This is a genomic window from Hymenobacter monticola, from assembly GCF_022811645.1.
Taxonomy (GTDB): Bacteria; Bacteroidota; Bacteroidia; order Cytophagales; family Hymenobacteraceae; genus Hymenobacter; species Hymenobacter monticola.
The window spans coordinates 71,684-87,694 of record NZ_CP094534.1 but is presented as its reverse complement, the minus strand read 5'-3'; the positions used below and the strand labels follow the sequence as shown (position 1 = coordinate 87,694).

Annotated in this window: 16 protein-coding genes; 5 read left to right on the top strand and 11 right to left on the bottom strand. The window is 60.4% G+C overall.

Annotation, left to right across the window (positions count from 1 at the left end):
- Positions 1–61: 61 nt before the first annotated feature.
- Positions 62–721: a GTP cyclohydrolase I FolE gene (folE, locus tag MTP16_RS00410; RefSeq protein ID WP_243514871.1), complete on the bottom strand. Its 660-nt coding sequence runs from the start codon at positions 719–721 to the stop codon at positions 62–64.
- On the bottom strand, positions 714–1,121 hold the full coding sequence (locus MTP16_RS00405) for a 6-pyruvoyl trahydropterin synthase family protein (RefSeq protein ID WP_243514869.1): 408 nt from the start codon (positions 1,119–1,121) through the stop codon (positions 714–716). The genes folE and MTP16_RS00405 overlap by 8 nt, the downstream gene beginning before the upstream one ends.
- A 265-nt stretch (positions 1,122–1,386) precedes the next feature.
- Between MTP16_RS00405 and MTP16_RS00400 the strand changes: the two genes are divergently transcribed.
- Both MTP16_RS00400 and MTP16_RS00395 read left to right on the top strand, forming a co-directional pair.
- Positions 1,387–2,094, top strand: a complete 708-nt coding sequence (locus tag MTP16_RS00400) for a hypothetical protein (protein WP_243514867.1) — start codon at positions 1,387–1,389, stop codon at positions 2,092–2,094.
- Between the two features lie 162 nt (positions 2,095–2,256).
- A complete protein-coding gene (locus tag MTP16_RS00395) occupies positions 2,257–2,679 on the top strand; it encodes a hypothetical protein (protein WP_243514864.1) in 423 nt (140 codons plus the stop codon).
- A gap of 87 nt (positions 2,680–2,766) precedes the next feature.
- Here the strand turns inward: MTP16_RS00395 and rplS are convergent, their stop codons facing one another.
- The 9 genes from rplS to MTP16_RS00350 form a co-directional block, all read right to left on the bottom strand.
- Positions 2,767–3,144 (bottom strand): 50S ribosomal protein L19, encoded by a 378-nt coding sequence (rplS, locus tag MTP16_RS00390; RefSeq protein ID WP_243514863.1) that lies wholly within the window; start codon positions 3,142–3,144, stop codon positions 2,767–2,769.
- 169 nt (positions 3,145–3,313) lie between these two features.
- A complete protein-coding gene (gene trmD, locus MTP16_RS00385) occupies positions 3,314–3,988 on the bottom strand; it encodes a tRNA (guanosine(37)-N1)-methyltransferase TrmD (protein ID WP_243514862.1) in 675 nt (224 codons plus the stop codon).
- Between the two features lie 83 nt (positions 3,989–4,071).
- Positions 4,072–4,653, bottom strand: coding sequence for a ribosome maturation factor RimM (rimM, locus tag MTP16_RS00380; protein ID WP_243514860.1), 582 nt, complete (start codon positions 4,651–4,653; stop codon positions 4,072–4,074).
- 93 nt (positions 4,654–4,746) lie between these two features.
- Complete coding sequence (locus MTP16_RS00375) at positions 4,747–5,301, bottom strand: 30S ribosomal protein S16 (protein WP_243514858.1); 555 nt, start codon at positions 5,299–5,301, stop codon at positions 4,747–4,749.
- Positions 5,302–5,463: 162 nt separating this feature from the next.
- Positions 5,464–6,252, bottom strand: a complete 789-nt coding sequence (locus tag MTP16_RS00370; protein ID WP_243514856.1) for an acyl-CoA desaturase — start codon at positions 6,250–6,252, stop codon at positions 5,464–5,466.
- Positions 6,253–6,488: 236 nt separating this feature from the next.
- The gene (locus MTP16_RS00365; RefSeq protein WP_243514854.1) at positions 6,489–7,199 is read right to left on the bottom strand and encodes an RluA family pseudouridine synthase; all 711 of its coding nucleotides are present in this window, start codon (positions 7,197–7,199) and stop codon (positions 6,489–6,491) included.
- A gap of 279 nt (positions 7,200–7,478) precedes the next feature.
- Entirely contained in the window at positions 7,479–8,294 is an 816-nt protein-coding gene (gene panB / locus MTP16_RS00360) for a 3-methyl-2-oxobutanoate hydroxymethyltransferase (protein ID WP_243514852.1), read from the bottom strand.
- 159 nt (positions 8,295–8,453) lie between these two features.
- The gene (locus tag MTP16_RS00355) at positions 8,454–8,813 is read right to left on the bottom strand and encodes a response regulator (RefSeq protein WP_243514849.1); all 360 of its coding nucleotides are present in this window, start codon (positions 8,811–8,813) and stop codon (positions 8,454–8,456) included.
- Positions 8,814–8,937: 124 nt separating this feature from the next.
- Positions 8,938–12,156 (bottom strand): putative LPS assembly protein LptD, encoded by a 3,219-nt coding sequence (locus MTP16_RS00350; RefSeq protein ID WP_243514846.1) that lies wholly within the window; start codon positions 12,154–12,156, stop codon positions 8,938–8,940.
- 88 nt (positions 12,157–12,244) lie between these two features.
- On the opposite strand from MTP16_RS00350, the gene MTP16_RS00345 reads away from it, so the two are divergent.
- The 3 genes from MTP16_RS00345 to MTP16_RS00335 all read left to right on the top strand — a co-directional run bounded on the left by MTP16_RS00345 (position 12,245) and on the right by MTP16_RS00335 (position 16,009).
- On the top strand, positions 12,245–13,081 hold the full coding sequence (locus MTP16_RS00345; protein WP_380287000.1) for an N-acetylmuramoyl-L-alanine amidase family protein: 837 nt from the start codon (positions 12,245–12,247) through the stop codon (positions 13,079–13,081).
- A 126-nt stretch (positions 13,082–13,207) separates the two neighbouring features.
- Entirely contained in the window at positions 13,208–14,212 is a 1,005-nt protein-coding gene (locus MTP16_RS00340; RefSeq protein WP_243514843.1) for an MlaD family protein, read from the top strand.
- A gap of 168 nt (positions 14,213–14,380) precedes the next feature.
- Entirely contained in the window at positions 14,381–16,009 is a 1,629-nt protein-coding gene (locus MTP16_RS00335) for an acyl-CoA carboxylase subunit beta (RefSeq protein ID WP_243514841.1), read from the top strand.
- Positions 16,010–16,011: the final 2 nt, after the last annotated feature.

Sequence of the window (16,011 nt, the reverse complement as noted above, 5' to 3'; positions counted from 1 at the left end):
CTCTGCGCCAACATCGAACTCCGCTTACGGTTCAAACGGCAAAACCTCCAACGCCCGTCGCCTACTTCCCAATCTGCCGCAGAAATTCGCTGCGTAGCGCCCCGTCAGTTGCAAACCGGCCGCCGTACTCGCTGGTCAGGGTTGAGCTGCTGGTGTCGTTCACGCCGCGGCTCATCACGCACAGGTGGTCGGCCTCGATGAGCACGGCCACGTCGTCGGTGCCCAGGCTTTGCTTCAGCTCCTCAGCAATCTGGCGGGTGAGGCGCTCCTGCACCTGCGGGCGGCGCGCGTAGTGCTGCACCACGCGGTTGAGCTTGCTCAGCCCCACCACGTGCGAGCCCGGCAGATAAGCCACGTGCGCCTTGCCCACGATGGGCACAAAGTGGTGCTCGCAGCACGAAAACAGCGTGATGTCGCGCTCCACCAGCAGCTGGTGGTAGTCGTAGCGGTTATCAAACATGCGCACCTCGGGTCGGTTGGCCGGGTCGAGTCCTTTGAACCATTCCTTCACAAACATCTTGGCCACGCGGCGCGGCGTGCCGGCTAGGCTGTCATCGGTCAGGTCGAGGCCCAACTCGTGCATAATGGCCTCAAAATGGTCGCTGATGGCCGCTATTTTCTCGTCGTCGCTGCGCACGAAAGCATCGTCGCGGAGCGGGGTGCGCAGGCCCGGGGGCAGGTGCGAGTCGGGGGCCGGGCCTAGCCCGGAAGCATTATCCATGGTATTCTACAAAGTTACGGTCCGTCTCGTAGAGCGTGACCGAAAGCGCCAGGCCGGCGTCCAGGTGCGGCCGCAGGCGCTGCCAAATTACCACGGCGATATTTTCGGCCGTGGGGTTCAGATTGCGGAAGTCATCCGTATCAAGGTTCAGGTTGCGGTGGTCGAAGCGGTTCAGCACCTCGCGCTTGAGCAAATCACTAAGCCGCTTCAAGTCATACACATACCCCGTTTCGGGGTCGACCTCACCCGTTAGCCGCACGGTCAGGTTGTAGTTGTGTCCGTGGTAGTTAGGGTTGTTGCAAAGGCCAAAAACCCGCTGGTTCTGCTCGTCGCTCCACGCAGGGTTGTACAGGCGGTGGGCGGCGTTGAAGTGCTCGGTGCGGCAAACGGTGACTTGCATAAGCCTTATAACCCGGTCCCGGTACCTTTGTTGCGGTGGAAGCCACATTGGCCATAATTCCATGAATAGGCCTATTGCGGTTTAGTATACTTTAAAAACTATGGTTTGCACAAAATTAATAAAAACAGCATTATTCCTAAAAAAATCTTTGGGAAAAGAATTTGCATGAAATAAAGGTCTTAAATTTGGAAAGCCGGACAACGATGTACTCGTTCCGTTCTTTTCCACTGGCCATTTTTAAAGCACTCATAAAGATATTATTACCATGAAACGAAGCCTACTCATCCTACTTCTTGTATGCTTAGCGACACTGGGCGGTTATGCCCAGAAATCCCCTGTGGATGAAGCTGATATGTCGATTGGCAACGTGCCCCGCACGGGCCAGCGCGTGAGCATGCAGCTCGACAACAAGCGCGTCGAAGCGGCTTGGCTGAAACAACTGAACGAGAAGTTTGGCAGCAAGGTGAAGAACAACAAAGGGGTCGTGACAATGGACGGTGTTATCATCGAAGAAATTGCACCTACCCCTATTCGCGTCATCTCCAAGGTGGATGCTACGCCCACCGGCACTACCGTGTGGTGGAGCATCGACCTGGGCAACGCCTACTTGGCTAAAGACAAAACGCCGGTACAGTGGAAGTCGGCCGAGAAGTACCTCAAGGACTTCGCCCGCATGATGTACCGCGAAGACCTGGTGTCGCAAATCGCCGAAGCCGAGCGTGCCCTGGTTGCCTCGCAAAACAACCACATGGCGGTGATTGCCAAGGCCGAAACCATCAAAAAGGACATTGAGAAGAACAAGGCCCGCAAGATTGAAATCCAGCAGATGCTGGCCGCCAACGCCGCCGAACTGCAACAGTTCAACAACCTCATCGACCTCAACCTGAAAGAGCAGGAAGCCGCCCGCGGCGACATTGTGAGCATGCGCGTGGCCCTGGAAGCCGTGAAAGACCGCATGAACAAAATCGAGTAGCCGCGCGGCTGCTTGCTGGCAAGTAAGTATCCTACACAAAAGCCCCGCCGGTTCCGGCGGGGCTTTTTGCTTTGGGCGTGAGCGCCAACCCGGCGGGGAGAAACTACGTTGGCTAAAAAGGCGGTGAAAACAGCCGCCCTTAGCTACCCAAACACCCCCCCCATGGAAAAGAAAGATTCGCAGCACCAAGTGCACCTCGACAGCGCCATTCACCTGCTCACCAGCGACCTGACGGCCATCACCGAAAAAGCGGGCCTCGACAACCAGCTGCAGCGCTGGATTGAGGACTTGAAAGACGCCAACAACCCGGCCCTGCACCAACTAATAGTCGACTTGCAGGCCCTGAAAGCCCACTTTGGCAGCGGCACCCTCGATGTGAACGTCATTTCGCCGCTGCTGGCTCGCTTGGGCACTGGCACCACGCAGGCCGCCAACTTTGCCGAGAACGTGAACACCGCCACCCGCATGACCAAGCTTGGCGAGGTGCTGTCGGCCGTGGCTCAGCAACTCAAGGGTGGCTCGGTAGAAGTAGACGGCAAGTTGCCGCAGGACTTCTCCTCGCACACGCCCAAGGGCCAAATCTAAACGCCGAGTTAGCGCTAAGCTAAAAAAGCCGGCCCCACGCGTGGGGCCGGCTTTTTCTTTTATAAGAAGCTAGGGCTGCTTCCGTGCTTAGGCAGTAGCCTTGGCCACGTTCAAGCGCCGCTCTTTGATACGAGCCTGCTTGCCCGACAGGCCGCGCAGGTAGAACAGACGGGCGCGACGCACTTTGCCGCGACGGATAACCTCGATTTTGTCGATGTTCGGCGACAGCAGGGGGAAAATACGCTCGGTGCCGATTTGGTTCGAAATCTTGCGCACGGTGAAGGTTTCACCGTTTGAGCTGGGGTTGCGGCGCTGCAGCACCACGCCCTGGAACTGCTGGATGCGCTCCTTGTTGCCCTCGCGGATTTTCACGTGCACGTTAATCGTGTCGCCGGCGGCGAAGTCGGGAAAGCTGGCGCGGCGCTCCTGCGATTCGGCCTGGATAAAGTCAAGTAGTACGCTCATGGCTGAGAAAATTGCGAAAGACGGCGCCGCCGTCGGGAATTAGTTTTTTATCGAAACGGAGCGCAAAGATAGGGCTTTCCGTTGAGGATAGCAAGTCATTTGTAGAACATGCGTTAGCTTGTTCACTGATTTGCTGCTGATTCGAAAATTGGAGTGGCCAAATCCGGTTTTAAGCCAACAAATCGGGCCGGCGCTGCTGCGTGCGGGCCAGTGCCTGCTCGTGCCGCCACTCCTCAATCTTCGGCGTATTGCCCGATAGCAGAATGTCGGGCACGGCCTGTCCGCGCCATTCGGCCGGGCGGGTGTAGATGGGCGGCGCCAGCAAATCGTCCTGAAAAGAGTCAGAAAGCGCCGACTCCTCATTGCCCAACACGCCCGGGAGCAGCCGCACCACGGCATCGACCAGAATGGCCGCGCCCAGCTCGCCCCCGCTCAGCACGTAGTCGCCCACGCTTATTTCGTGGGTGATGTAGGTCTGGCGAATACGCTCATCAATGCCTTTGTAATGGCCGCAGAGCATGATGATGTTTTGCAGCAACGACAGCCGGTTGGCCAGCGGTTGGCGCAGGGTTTCGCCGTCGGGCGTGAGGTAGATGATGGCGTCGTAGGGCCGTTGGGCCTGCAGCTCATCTATCCAGGCCGCAATGGGCTCGACGCGCAATACCATGCCCGCGCCACCGCCAAACACGAAGTCGTCAATCTGGCCGTGCTTGTTGATGGCCTTATCGCGGAGCTGGTGCAGGTGAATTTCGGCCAGGCCCTTGTCCTGGGCCCGCTTCACAATGGAATGCGAAAACGGGCTGACCAGCAACTCGGGCAGGCAGGTGAGGATGTCGATGCGCATATTATGAATGTAGCGTGGACTCTGCGAGTCCGCGCATTGCTAGAACGTTCGCCCAAGCGCGGACTCGCAGAGTCCACGCTACATTAAGCTTCGTCGAATTCGTCGGGCTCGTCCTTATCGCGCGACGAGGGTTTGAGGTACACGTCAAGCAACCCTTCAGGTAGGTTCACGTGGACTTGCTTTTTCTCGTGGTCGGCGTGGCTCACCAGCTCGTCCACCACCGGAATCAGCACTTCCTGGCCCTGGTAGCGCATGGCCAGCATGTCCTGCTGCGGCAGCTCGTAGAAATTTTCCACGGTGCCCAGCTCGCCCAGGGTTGAATCGACCACGGTGAAGCCGACAACGTCGTGGAAGTAAAACTGGTCGTCTTCCAGCGCCGGCAATTCGGTCAGGGGCAGGTAGAGCTGCGAGCCGCGCAAAGGCTCGGCCTCCTCAATCCGGTCGATGCCGCGCAGCTTGAGCAGCACCTTATTGCCGGATTGGGACTGCACCTTTTCCACCTTGTGCTCTACCAGCTTGGCTGGGGCGGCAGGCAGGGCGAGGTATACAGTTTTAAGCTTGAGATAATCAGCTACGTCGTCCACGTCGAAGTGGGCGGCTACGTGGCCGCGCAGGCCGTGGGTTTTGAGGATGTAGCCGAGCTGATAGGTTTCGTCGAGGGTCATGGTGGGGGAGGGGAGAACGAAAAAGCGTTTGGGAGCTGCCAGCCGGTCCGGCTCACAACTCCCAAACGCTTTCGGTTTTCAGAAACCTAAAAACTACTCGGCAGCAGCTTCGGTAGCCTCAGCAGCCGGAGCTTCGGCAGCGTCAGCAGCTTCTTCGGCGGCCGGAGCGGGGGCGTTAGCAGCCAGCAGGGCAGCCTGCTTCTGACGCAGGTTTTCGGCACGGGCTTCTTTCACCTTGGTTTCGGCGGCAAGGGCAGCTTTGCGGGCTTCTTCTTTCGCGTCAACCAAGCCGGTGCGCTTGCCTTCGATTTTGGCGTCTTTCTCCTGTTTCCAGGCGTCGAAACGCTGGTCGGCCACCTCCTGGGTGATGGCGCCTTTGTCGACACCCAACTGCAGGTGACGACGGTAGAGTACGCCGCGGTAGCTGAGCATGGCCCGCACGGTGTCGGTGGGCTGAGCACCGGTCATCATCCAGTAGAACGCGCGGTCGGCGTCGTAGTTGATGGTGGCGGGGTTGGTGTGGGGGTTGTAGGTGCCGAGTTTCTCGATGAAACGGCCGTCGCGGGGCGAGCGGGAGTCGGCTACTACGATGTCGTAAGTCGAAGCCTTTTTGCGGCCACGACGGGCAAGGCGGATTTTAACTGCCATAAACCGGTGGGGTTGTGCGACGCAACTCGTGCGTCTGGTGAGGGTTTCCCGAAATTGGGAGTGCAAAGGTAGCGTTTGGTCAGCGCATTAGCTAGGGGCGCACATAAAAAAAGCCCCGGCGCGGAGCCGGAGCTTTTTTAGGGTTTGTCATTCGAGGCATTGCTACGCTGCCACAGCCTCACGCTTGGTTCGAACCTGTTTGGAAATCGTGTTCAGGTTCATGTTTTTGCGCTTCACCTTGATGATGCCCACCTTGTCGAGGCTCCAGATGGCGACGTAGGTGGGGTCAAATTCCCACCACTTCACGCCGAAGTTGACGCGCATGGGAAGCTTGTGGTGGTTGTTCTGAAACAGCTCACCAAAGGCCAGGAAGTCCAGCGCCAGCGTGTTCATCGATTTGTCGTTGTTGTCGAAGTTCTGGTAGCCGTACTTGTGGCCGCCCCAGTTCACGATGGCGCCGTGGATGGGGCCCATCAGGAAGTGGATGGGCAGCAACAGGTACTGCCACCAGGCCGTGGCGAAGTTGATGTAGAACAGCACGTAGGCCGTGCCCCAGCCCAGGCGCGAATACACCGTGCCGCCAAATTTGTCGAGCCAGTTCCACTCCGGAATGTCGCCCTCGAAGCGCTTGGCGCCCGCGTGGTTGTTGTTTACCACGTCGTTATAAATCACTTTCGTCTTCCACATCATATCGAACGCGTTGTTCGAGAAGTGGGGCGAGTGCGGGTCCAGCTCGGTGTCGGAGTAGGCGTGGTGCATGCGGTGCAGCAGCGCGTAGGCCCGGGGCGAGAGAAAGCTGCTGCCCTGGCAGAGGTAGGTGAACAGGAAGAAGAACTTCTCCCAGAACTTGTTCATCGTAAACATTTTATGCGCAGCGTAGCGGTGCAGGTAAAACGTCTGCGTGAACAGCGATAAGTAGTAGTGGGCAACGAAGAAAATCAGAATAGCCATAAGGGTTGTGAAAGCTGAACTGACCGCACAAGCAAAAGGCCCGCGCTTAGGTTCAGTAGTATGAACACAAAATTACGGCTAGCGAGAAGGGAGCCGGATGATTGGTATCAGAAGGCCAAAATCTTGCACGTAGTCGCCCTACCGCGCAGCTGTGCTACGCCTTGCGTCAGACGTAGCAGGATAAGCGCAGTATAGGTTAGCTCACGCGGGGCGAAGCACAGCTTCGGGGTGCGGCGTTACTGATAGTACTCACGCGCCGCGTCCCAGTGCGCGGCATCGGGCAGCGGGGCGGTGAAGGTCATCGTTTCCTTCGTGACGGGATGCTGCAATTGCAGCTGGCGGGCATGCAGGGCAATGCTCACGTCGGGCAGCGGGGCAATGAAGCCGTATTTCACGTCGCCCACAATGGGCGTGCTCAGGCCCGTGGCCAGTTGGGTCCGAATCTGGTGCGGGCGGCCCGTCACGGGATTCACCTGCAGCAGGTAGCGGTTGCCGGCCTGGCCCAGCAGCTCGTATTTCAGCTCGGAGCGCAGGCCCTGGCCGTGGGCGGTGGGGTAGGCCTTGGTCACGTTGCGCACGGTGTCTTTCACCAGCCAGTGAATGAGCGTGCCATTTTCCGGAATGGGCGGCTTGCCGGTGAGGGCCCAGTAGGTTTTGTGAATTTTGTCATCGCGAAACAGCTCGTTCAGCCGGCTCAAAGCCTTGCTGGTTTTGGCCAGGATGACGATGCCGGACACCGGCCGGTCGATGCGGTGGCATACGCCCACGAAGGCCTCGCCGGGCTTCTTGTACTTGAAGCGCAGGTACTCGGCGGCTTTCTTCGACAGGGGCTCATCGCCGGTGGCGTCGCCCTGCACGAGGATGCCGGCGGGCTTGTTGATGACGAGCAAATGATTGTCTTCAAACAGAATTTCTCTGCCTTCGGACCACAGGTTGGGACGGTTCACTTAGGGGAAGCGGGCGGGGTTGACTATCAGCAGGAGCGCGCCAGGGCTCCTCGGGAGCTTCCGCACATCATCAGACCACACGCACCGGGCGTTTCGCTCTTGCTTTTCTGGAGGCGAAGATACGAAGCTGATGGAAAGTGAAGCGGTTACCGACTAGTAGCTACGGAGCGCCTGGACAACCTAGGGGTGGGGCGTGCCCCCTCCCGGTCGCTGCACAAAATCGTTGGAACGATGCGTACGACCGGGCAGGGGCAAGCCCCGCCCCTACACCAAATTACATTAATACCCTTCCTCCTTGCTGGGAAACTCGCGGTTTTTCACGTCCGCCACGTAGTGCTGCACGGCCTCGGTCATAATGTCGTGCAACTCGGCGTAGCGGCGCAGGAAGCGGGGCTTGAACTCCTTGGTGAGGCCTAGCATGTCATGGACCACCAGTACCTGCCCATCCACGTCGGGGCCGGCGCCGATGCCGATGACGGGAATGGTGAGCTCTTCGGCCACACGCTTAGCCAGCGCGGCCGGAATTTTCTCCAGCACCAGCCCAAAGCAGCCGATTTCCTGCAGCAGGCGAGCATCTTCGAGCAGCTTCTGGGCCTCGGCTTCTTCCTTGGCGCGCACGGTGTAGGTGCCAAACTTGTAAATGGACTGCGGCGTGAGGCCCAGGTGGCCCATCACCGGAATGCCGGCCGTGAGAATGCGGATGATGCTGTCTTTCACCTCGGCGCCGCCTTCGAGCTTCACGCCGTGGCCGCCGCTCTCCTTCATGATGCGAATGGCCGACTGCAGGGCCACCGACGAGTTGCCTTGGTAGGAACCAAACGGCATGTCCACCACTACGAAGGCCCGCTTCACGGCGCGCACCACGCTCTGGGCGTGGTATATCATCTGGTCGAGGGTAATGGGCAGGGTGGTTTCGTGCCCGGCCATCACGTTGGAGGCGGAGTCGCCGACGAGCAGCACGTCGACGCCGGCGCCGTCCAGAATCTGGGCCATCGAGTAGTCGTAGGCCGTGAGCATGGAGATTTTTTCCCCCCGCTGCTTCATGGCGAGCATCTGGTGGGTGGTGATGAGCTTAACTTCCTTGTGCTGGGACATGGGGGTGGGCCAAACGGCAGCGGTTGGGTGAAGGGGCCGTTTAGCGGGGCAAAGCTGGCAACAATTTCGTTACCCGGCGCCACATGCGCCGCAAAAAGCCCCTGGCCGGGGCGCAGGGGCGAATATCAAAAACCAATAAAACCGCCTGCACGCCAGCGTTTAAGCGGCGGCATCGGGCAGTGTGGAGGCTTCGGAATGGCAGGGCCAGGCAGCGGACGGAATTTGCCGCGCCAGCAGCGCGGGCAGCTCGGCCGGGTCGGTGACGATGATGACGGGTGTGGGCGCCAGCACCTGCTGCTGGAGCGCCGCGGCCAGGGCCACACCGTCGAGGCTGCCGGGCAGGGAGCCGCTAAGCACCACTAGGTCGGGGTGCACGAGGCGGGCGGCTTTGAGGGCCGTGTCGCCGTGGGCCTCCACGCGCACCACTTCATGGCCTGCGTCGTGCAGGTAGTATTCAACGGCGGTGGTGTCGGGGGCCGAATCGGCGGCCAGGAGCACGCGGAGGAAGAAGGGATTCATGGCGGTAGGGGAAACGGAAAGGTTTCCAAAACAACCAAGCGGCGGGTGCCCGCGCTGGCAATGGCGCCCAACGCCAAGCCCCGCCCCGCCAACACAGCCAATTCCTATGTGAACGAATTCAGCACTACTGAAACTGCGCGTAGCGGTTTCGATTAATCTTTAAATCTTGCAATAAACTGCTCTTGGCCGCAATGGTGAAATTGTAGCCTTTCGTAATTCCGAAGGGAATCCAGGTACCGTTGATTTGCCAGCAGTGCAAATCGCGGAAGAAGGTGATGTTCGGGTACGTGATGGATTGATTGGTGATGTCGTAGCCCAGGTTGTAGCTCAGGCGCAGGTTCTCGGTGAGCTTCACGGAGCCCGTCACGCCGACCGTGTTCAGGGCCAGAATGGGCGGGCGCCGGCCCTGGAAGTTGGCGTCGAGGTAGGCCTGTGTGAGCGGCACCGGGTTGGTGGTGTAGCCGGCCGCATAGGTCAGGGACAGCTCCCACGGAATGTCGAAATCGACGTAGTCGGCGTAGTAGTTGGGCGGGCCCACGGTGCCCAGGGTGGGGTCGTTGGCCGGGGCCACGGCGCGCGGAATGGTGCTTTTCTTCTTGCCCGTGGCGGGGTTGAAGCTATAGGTGGCCCCAAAGCTGGCCGAGGTCAGGCGCAGGAGCTTGCGTGGGTCGGCTTCGAACAAGTACTTGTTGATGGTACGGCCGCTGGCGTCGCGCTGGTAGGCGCTGAAGGTGGCGGTGCTGTTCAGGTTCAGCTTCTTGGCAATCTGGGTGCGGAAGTTCACGCCCAGGGGCGTCAGCCTCAACGAGTCGGCTTCCCCGTTGTTCAGGTTGTAGCCAATGTTGAAGTCGAGTCCTTCAATCAGGTTGGATTTCTTGAACGGGTTGAGGCCAGTCGTATCGTTGGAATCCCGAATTTTCATTTCCACCGCGTTTTGGAGGCTGAACGAAATCGTGTTCTGGCTGCTGCCGCCTGGCGTGCCGTAGAGGAAACTCTGGTAAGAGTCAAAAGTGTAGTTGTTGAGCAGCACTTGGTTGGCCCGCGTAGTGTTGTAGACGGGTTGCCCAAACTGGTTAATATATCCATTAAGCACCGTCGAGCCCACCGGGAAACGCTCTTCGGTGCGCAGGTCGGGGGCATAGGTGTAGTTGAGACTGGGCGTTATCTTGTGGCGCAGGGCCTGAATCTTGTGCACGCCCCGGCGCACCACCGTGCCGTAGATGGTGGTGTTGAGGCTCAGCGCTCCAGAATAGGTATTCAGGCGGTTGAAGCCGTAGACGGTGTCGATGCGCACCGCTTGGGCCACCGGGCTATAGAGGTAGCGTAGTTTCTTGCTGTACCACACCTCGCTGTAGTTCACCGAGGGGCTGAGCTTGAAGTGGGGCCCCAAGTCGTAAGAGCCCAGCCCGATGCCGAACTGGTGCTGGATGCCGTTGTTGGAATTCTGCAATAGCCGGCCCAGGGTGGCAAAGCTGAACGGAATGCGGATGTTGTCGTTGGTGCCGCCCAGCAGGGGCAGGCCATTGGCCAGCGAGCGGGCGCCGATGGTGTTGCTCACCTCGTTGCGGGCCGTGAGGTTGTAGCTCAGCGTGAACTGCTCGTAGGTGGCCGCCCCAAACTTGCCGCCCTGGCCCGGCTTGATGCCGAACCACTGGTAGGGGTATTGCCGGGCCACGCCCACGCTGATGTCGGGCAGGGTGAAGGTCATGCGGCCGTCGGTGCCCTGGGCCTGGCTCAGGCGGATGTCGTAGTTGATGGGGGAGTTGCGAATCTGCTTCGAGTAGCTGACGCTGGAGCTGAACTGCGTGGACAGGTAGCGCCGCGCGTCGAGGCTGTTGATTTGGTTGTAGCTGCTGGTGCCCGCATTCACGCTGGCCGAGAAGCGGCCGCCGCCGGGCTTGGGCACGGGCGTGTGGCTCCAGGTAATCCAGAACGAGTTGGCGGCCGGCGGGCGGATGTAGGTCTGGCCCACGCCCACGGCGTCGGTGGCCAGAATCTGGTTGCTGGGCCGCGTCGAGAAGCGGAAGTTGAAGTTGCCCTGGTAGGTGTAGCGCTTCAGGTACGAAATGTCGGCCGTGGCGCCCCAGCCACCGAAGGTTTCGGCGTTGCCGGCGTAAATGTCCCCGGTCAGGCGCACGCCGATGTAGTCGTTGGGCGCGAAATAGTAGCCGCCGTTGGTGAGGAAGTAGCCCCGGTCGGCGGCCTGCCCGAAGGTCGGAATCAACACCCCCGAGCCCCGGCTGCGCTTGGGCGTGGGGAAAAACCCGAACAGGAAACCCAGCGGCGTGGGCACGTCGCCAATGACGAGGTTGAAGGGCCCGGTCACGACCTTGTCGCCCGGAATCATCTTCATTTTCTTGGCCTGAATGTAGAAGTGGGGGTGCTCCAGGTTGCACGTCGTGTAGCGCCCCATCAGGCCGTTGATGTCGCCGTTGGGCAGACGTTTGATGACCTGCGCACCCACGTAGCCCTCGCCCTGCGTAGTCACGGCCTCGGATACCTTGGCTTTCTTGCTCTTGAAATTGTAGGCAATGGTGCGGGCCTGGTATTTCTGGCCATTGTCGGTAAGAATGGGCGTGCCCACCTGCCTGTTTTTGACCGAGTCCAGCCGGCCTTCGGCCTGCATGGTGTTGTTGCCGTAGTTCACCGTGATGAGGGCCGCCTTGAGGTCGGTTTGGCCATACACCACGCTGGCGCTTTCATACAGCCGCGCCACCTTCTTGGTCACGTCGAACTGAATGGAGTCCTTGGCCGTGTAGTTGATGGTGGTTTGAATCTGGCCCTTGGGCTTGGCCGCCACTTGCAAGGAATCGCCGGCGCCGCGCACGCCGTTCACCAGCCCGCTGGTGTCGGTGGGCACCACGCCGGGCAGGCGGGCACCGCCGCCGGGGGCCAGCGTATCGGGTACGGGCTTGTGGGAAGCGCCGGGCACGCGCGACTGGCCGGCGTTGCGCACACCGGGCGGGGGCGGGCCCACGGGGTCGCGCGGGTCGGCCGAGATGTTGCGCACCGGCGGGGTGGGGGCCGAGCCAGGCCGCTGGCCGGGCTTGGCCGGGGCCACGGTGGTGCCGCGCCGGGGCGTGGCCACGGTGCTGGAGTCGACGCCCGGCGTGGTGGGCGCCTGCCGGATGGCCTGGGCCCGCGCCTTGCGGGCCTGAATTTTGGCTTTGCGCTGGGTCTTTTTGGGCGTGGGCTGCCCTGTTTGGCCCGAAGCTAAACCCGCGAGGCCGAACAGCAGTAAAAAGACACACCCCAGCACGCCAGGGCGAAGCCGCGCCGCCGTCAGGCGGTGCGGCGAGGGCCGAAACCCGGCTTCGGAACGAAGGCCAAACCTAGCAGGCAAAGTATAGTAGCGGTTAATTCGTTTACTTTTGGGGCTTCTACAAAGGTAGCAGGTCGCTACCGCCTCTTCAACGAACAACGTGCGGATTATTGTCATCCTGGCCAGCGCCGCTCTTTTGTTGTTAGGCGCCGCAAGTGGAGAGTGGAAGGCGGAGGCCCAGACCGCGGCCGATTCCACCCGCTACGCGCCCGACTCGGCTGCCACGGCCCCCGATTCGCCCGACCGCTACCGGCTGCGCAAGGTGGTGCTCGACGCCGGCCACGGCGGCAAAGACCGGGGCTGCGCCGGCGTGAGTGCCCGCGAAGCCGACGTGGCCCTGAGCCTTGTGCTGGCCCTGGGCAAGCAGATAGAGCAGAACATGCCCGACGTGAAGGTGATTTACACCCGCAAAACCAACGTGTTTGTGGAGCTCGACGAGCGCGCCGCCATCGCCAACCGCAACCACGCCGACCTGTTCATTTCCATCCATTGCAACGCCGGCCCCAGCCAAAGCCACGGCACCGAGGTGTGGACCATGGGCCTGCACAAAACCACCGCCAACCTGGGCGTGGCCCAGCGCGAAAACTCGGTTATTCTGCAAGAAAAGAACTACCAGTCGCGTTACAACGGCTTCGACCCCAGCTCGCCGCAGTCGCACATCATGTTTTCGCTGTTTCAGTCGGCCTACATCACCAACAGCCTGCGCTTTGCCCAGCGCGTGGACCGGCAGCTGCGCACCACCGTGAGCCGCCCCAGCCGCGGCGTGAAGCAGGCCGGCTTTCTGGTGCTCTGGAAATCGACCATGCCCTCGGTTCTCATCGAATCCGGCTTCCTCACCAACCCCACCGAGGAGCGGTACCTCAACGACAAAGCCAATCAAACGTATATGGCTGCGGGCATCTACCGCGCGTTTCGCGAATACAAGCGCGAGCTCGAAGGCGGCTAGCCATCTGCTAAGTGTTGAGTGTTGAATGCTGAGTGTTAAGTGACAGTCACTGTGGCATCTTTCAGCTTTTAACACTTGGTATTTAATTATCTCAACACTCAACATTCAACACTCAACACTTTTCCCGTGTCTAAAGAAATCAAAGTGGCGCTGCTGGCCATCGTTGCCATTGCTGCCCTGGTGATAGGCTATAACTTTTTGAAAGGCAGCAACCTACTCTCCAACGACCGCACCTACTACGCCGTGTACCCCACGGCCGACGGCCTCACGGTGGGCGCCCAGGTGCTGCTCAACGGCATCAAGGTGGGCCAGGTGAAAAACCTGGAGCTGCAGCCCGAAAAAGGAAATACCGTGCGCGCCACCCTAGAGCTTGAAAAAGGCATCATCGTGGGCGACTCCACCACGGCCGGCCTCAGCGGCTCGTTGCTGGGCTCGAAGAGCATCACGCTGTTTATGGGCAAAAACAGCAAGGAGTTTAATGGCGGCGAGGAGCTACGCACCAAGTCGGCCATCAGCAGCATCGATGCCTTCCAGGCGAAAGCCCTGCCCGTGCTCGACACGGTGGGCGCCACGTTGGCCCACATCAACGGCTTTCTGAACAAGGACGCCCAGACGAGCATCCAAGGCACCCTGGCCGGTGCCCGCGCCAGCACCGAGGCCTTGCAAAAGCTAATTGTGGCCAACCAAGCCAACATTGCCCTCATCACCCGCAACCTGGCCCAGATGAGCACCGCGCTGAACCGCACCACCGGCAAGCTCGACAAAATCGCCGTGAACTTCGGCCAGCTCTCTGACTCGCTCAAAACCGCGCCCGTGGGCCCGGCCCTGCGCCGCCTCAACTCTACCCTGGCCGACGCCCAAACCACCGTGCAAAGCCTCAACACGGCCCTCAGCGACCAGAAAGGCTCGATGGGCCGCCTGCTGCACGACTCGACGCTCTACAACAACCTGGCCGCCACCACCGCCAGCTCCAACGAGCTGCTCACCGACTTGAAAGCCAACCCCAAGCGCTACGTGCACTTCTCGGTGTTTGGCGGCGGGGGCAGCAAGAAGAAAACCGAGACCGAAACCACTACGACCAAGCCCAACGGCAGCGTGGTGGAAACGGAGAAAAAAACGACGATTAAGTAGCACGTCAGTAGCGCAGACTTTGTGGTCCGCGTCCCCGTCCGGCATCCGAACGGCGTGGGGACGCGGACCACAAAGTCCGCGCTACAATTCCCGCCGTACCTTTGAAATCCGCCCCCCGGGCGGATTTTTTTGCTCCTATTCCCACCAAAATCCCACCCCGCATTTCTTATGAACGTCGAGTTCAACCGCAACGAAGACCAACTCAAGCAGCTCAGCTTCAACCTCACCCAAAAGCTCCGGAAAGTAGCCCTCGGCGGCGGCGAGAAGCGCATCGAAGCCCACAAGGCCAAGGGCAAGCTCAACGCTCGCGAGCGGATTGACTACCTGCTGGATAAGGGCGCGGCCCAGGTGGAAATCGGCGCGTTTGCGGGCGAGGGGATGTACAAGGAAGAAGGAGGCTGCCCCGGCGGCGGCGTGGTGGTCGTCATCGGCTACGTGCAGGGGCGGCAGTGCGTGGTGGTGGCCAACGACGCCACCGTGAAGGCCGGCGCCTGGTTTCCCATCACCGCCAAGAAGAACCTGCGGGCTCAGGAAATCAGCATCGAGAACAAGCTGCCCATCATCTACCTCGTCGATTCGGCGGGCGTGTACCTGCCCATGCAGGACGAGATTTTCCCGGACAAGGAGCACTTCGGCCGCATCTTCCGCAACAACGCGGTGATGAGCAGCATGGGCATCGTGCAGATTTCCGCCATTATGGGGCCCTGCGTGGCGGGTGGGGCTTATCTGCCCATTATGAGCGACGAGGCAATGATTGTGAACGGCACGGGCTCGGTGTTCTTGGCGGGCTCTTATTTGGTGAAATCGGCCATTGGCGAGAGCATTGATAACGAGGCGCTGGGCGGCGCGAGCATGCACTCCGAAATCTCGGGCGTGACGGACTACAAGTTCGACACCGACGAGGAGTGCCTGACGCACATCCGCAACATCTTCGACAAGATGGGTGGGCAGGCCACGGCCGGTTTCAGCCGCGTGGCCCCGGCCAAGCCGGCGCAGGACGAGCAGGAAATCTACGGCCTGCTGCCCTCCGACCGGGTGAAGCCCTACGACATGATGGACATTATCAACCGACTGGTTGATAACTCGGAGTTTGAGCCCTACAAGGACTTGTACGGCCAGACGCTCATCTGCGGGCTGGCGCGCATCGATGGCTGGGCGGTGGGCATCGTGGCCAACCAGCGCAAGATTGTGAAAAGCAAGAAAACCGGCATGCAGATGGGCGGCGTCATCTACTCCGACTCGGCCGACAAGGCGGCGCGCTTCATCATGAACTGCAACCAGAAGCGCATCCCGCTGGTGTTTCTGCACGACGTGTCGGGCTTCATGGTGGGCAGCCAGAGTGAGCAGGGTGGCATCATCAAGGATGGCGCCAAGATGGTGAATGCTATGAGCAACTCGGTGGTGCCCAAGTTCACGGTCATCGTGGGCAACAGCTACGGCGCCGGCAACTACGCCATGTGCGGCAAAGCCTACGACCCGCGCCTCATCGTGGCCTGGCCCACGGCCCAACTGGCCGTCATGAGCGGCGCCGCGGCGGCCAACACGCTGCTGCAAATTCAGGTGGCCAGCCTCAAAGCCAAAGGCGAAGTCATCACCCCCGAAGCCGAAAAGGAACTGCTCGACCGCATCAAGGCTCGCTACGAGGAGCAACTCTCGCCCTATTACGCCGCCGCCCGCCTCTGGGTCGATGCCGTGATTGACCCGCTGGAAACCCGCAAAGTCATTTCCGAAGGCATTGCGGCAGCCAACCACGCGCCGATTGAGAAGGCGTACAACGTGGGGGTTATTCAGGTATGAGA

Excerpts from the sequence above, each read along its gene's own strand:
- folE (WP_243514871.1), bottom strand. The coding sequence starts at position 721 with ATGGATAATGCTTCCGGGCTAGGCCCGGCCCCCGACTCGCACCTGCCC.
- MTP16_RS00405 (WP_243514869.1), bottom strand. The coding sequence starts at position 1,121 with ATGCAAGTCACCGTTTGCCGCACCGAGCACTTCAACGCCGCCCACCGC.
- MTP16_RS00400 (WP_243514867.1), top strand. The coding sequence starts at position 1,387 with ATGAAACGAAGCCTACTCATCCTACTTCTTGTATGCTTAGCGACACTG.
- MTP16_RS00395 (WP_243514864.1), top strand. The coding sequence starts at position 2,257 with ATGGAAAAGAAAGATTCGCAGCACCAAGTGCACCTCGACAGCGCCATT.
- rplS (WP_243514863.1), bottom strand. The coding sequence starts at position 3,144 with ATGAGCGTACTACTTGACTTTATCCAGGCCGAATCGCAGGAGCGCCGC.
- trmD (WP_243514862.1), bottom strand. The coding sequence starts at position 3,988 with ATGCGCATCGACATCCTCACCTGCCTGCCCGAGTTGCTGGTCAGCCCG.
- rimM (WP_243514860.1), bottom strand. The coding sequence starts at position 4,653 with ATGACCCTCGACGAAACCTATCAGCTCGGCTACATCCTCAAAACCCAC.
- MTP16_RS00375 (WP_243514858.1), bottom strand. The coding sequence starts at position 5,301 with ATGGCAGTTAAAATCCGCCTTGCCCGTCGTGGCCGCAAAAAGGCTTCG.
- MTP16_RS00370 (WP_243514856.1), bottom strand. The coding sequence starts at position 6,252 with ATGGCTATTCTGATTTTCTTCGTTGCCCACTACTACTTATCGCTGTTC.
- panB (WP_243514852.1), bottom strand. The coding sequence starts at position 8,294 with ATGTCCCAGCACAAGGAAGTTAAGCTCATCACCACCCACCAGATGCTC.
- MTP16_RS00355 (WP_243514849.1), bottom strand. The coding sequence starts at position 8,813 with ATGAATCCCTTCTTCCTCCGCGTGCTCCTGGCCGCCGATTCGGCCCCC.
- MTP16_RS00335 (WP_243514841.1), top strand. The coding sequence starts at position 14,381 with ATGAACGTCGAGTTCAACCGCAACGAAGACCAACTCAAGCAGCTCAGC.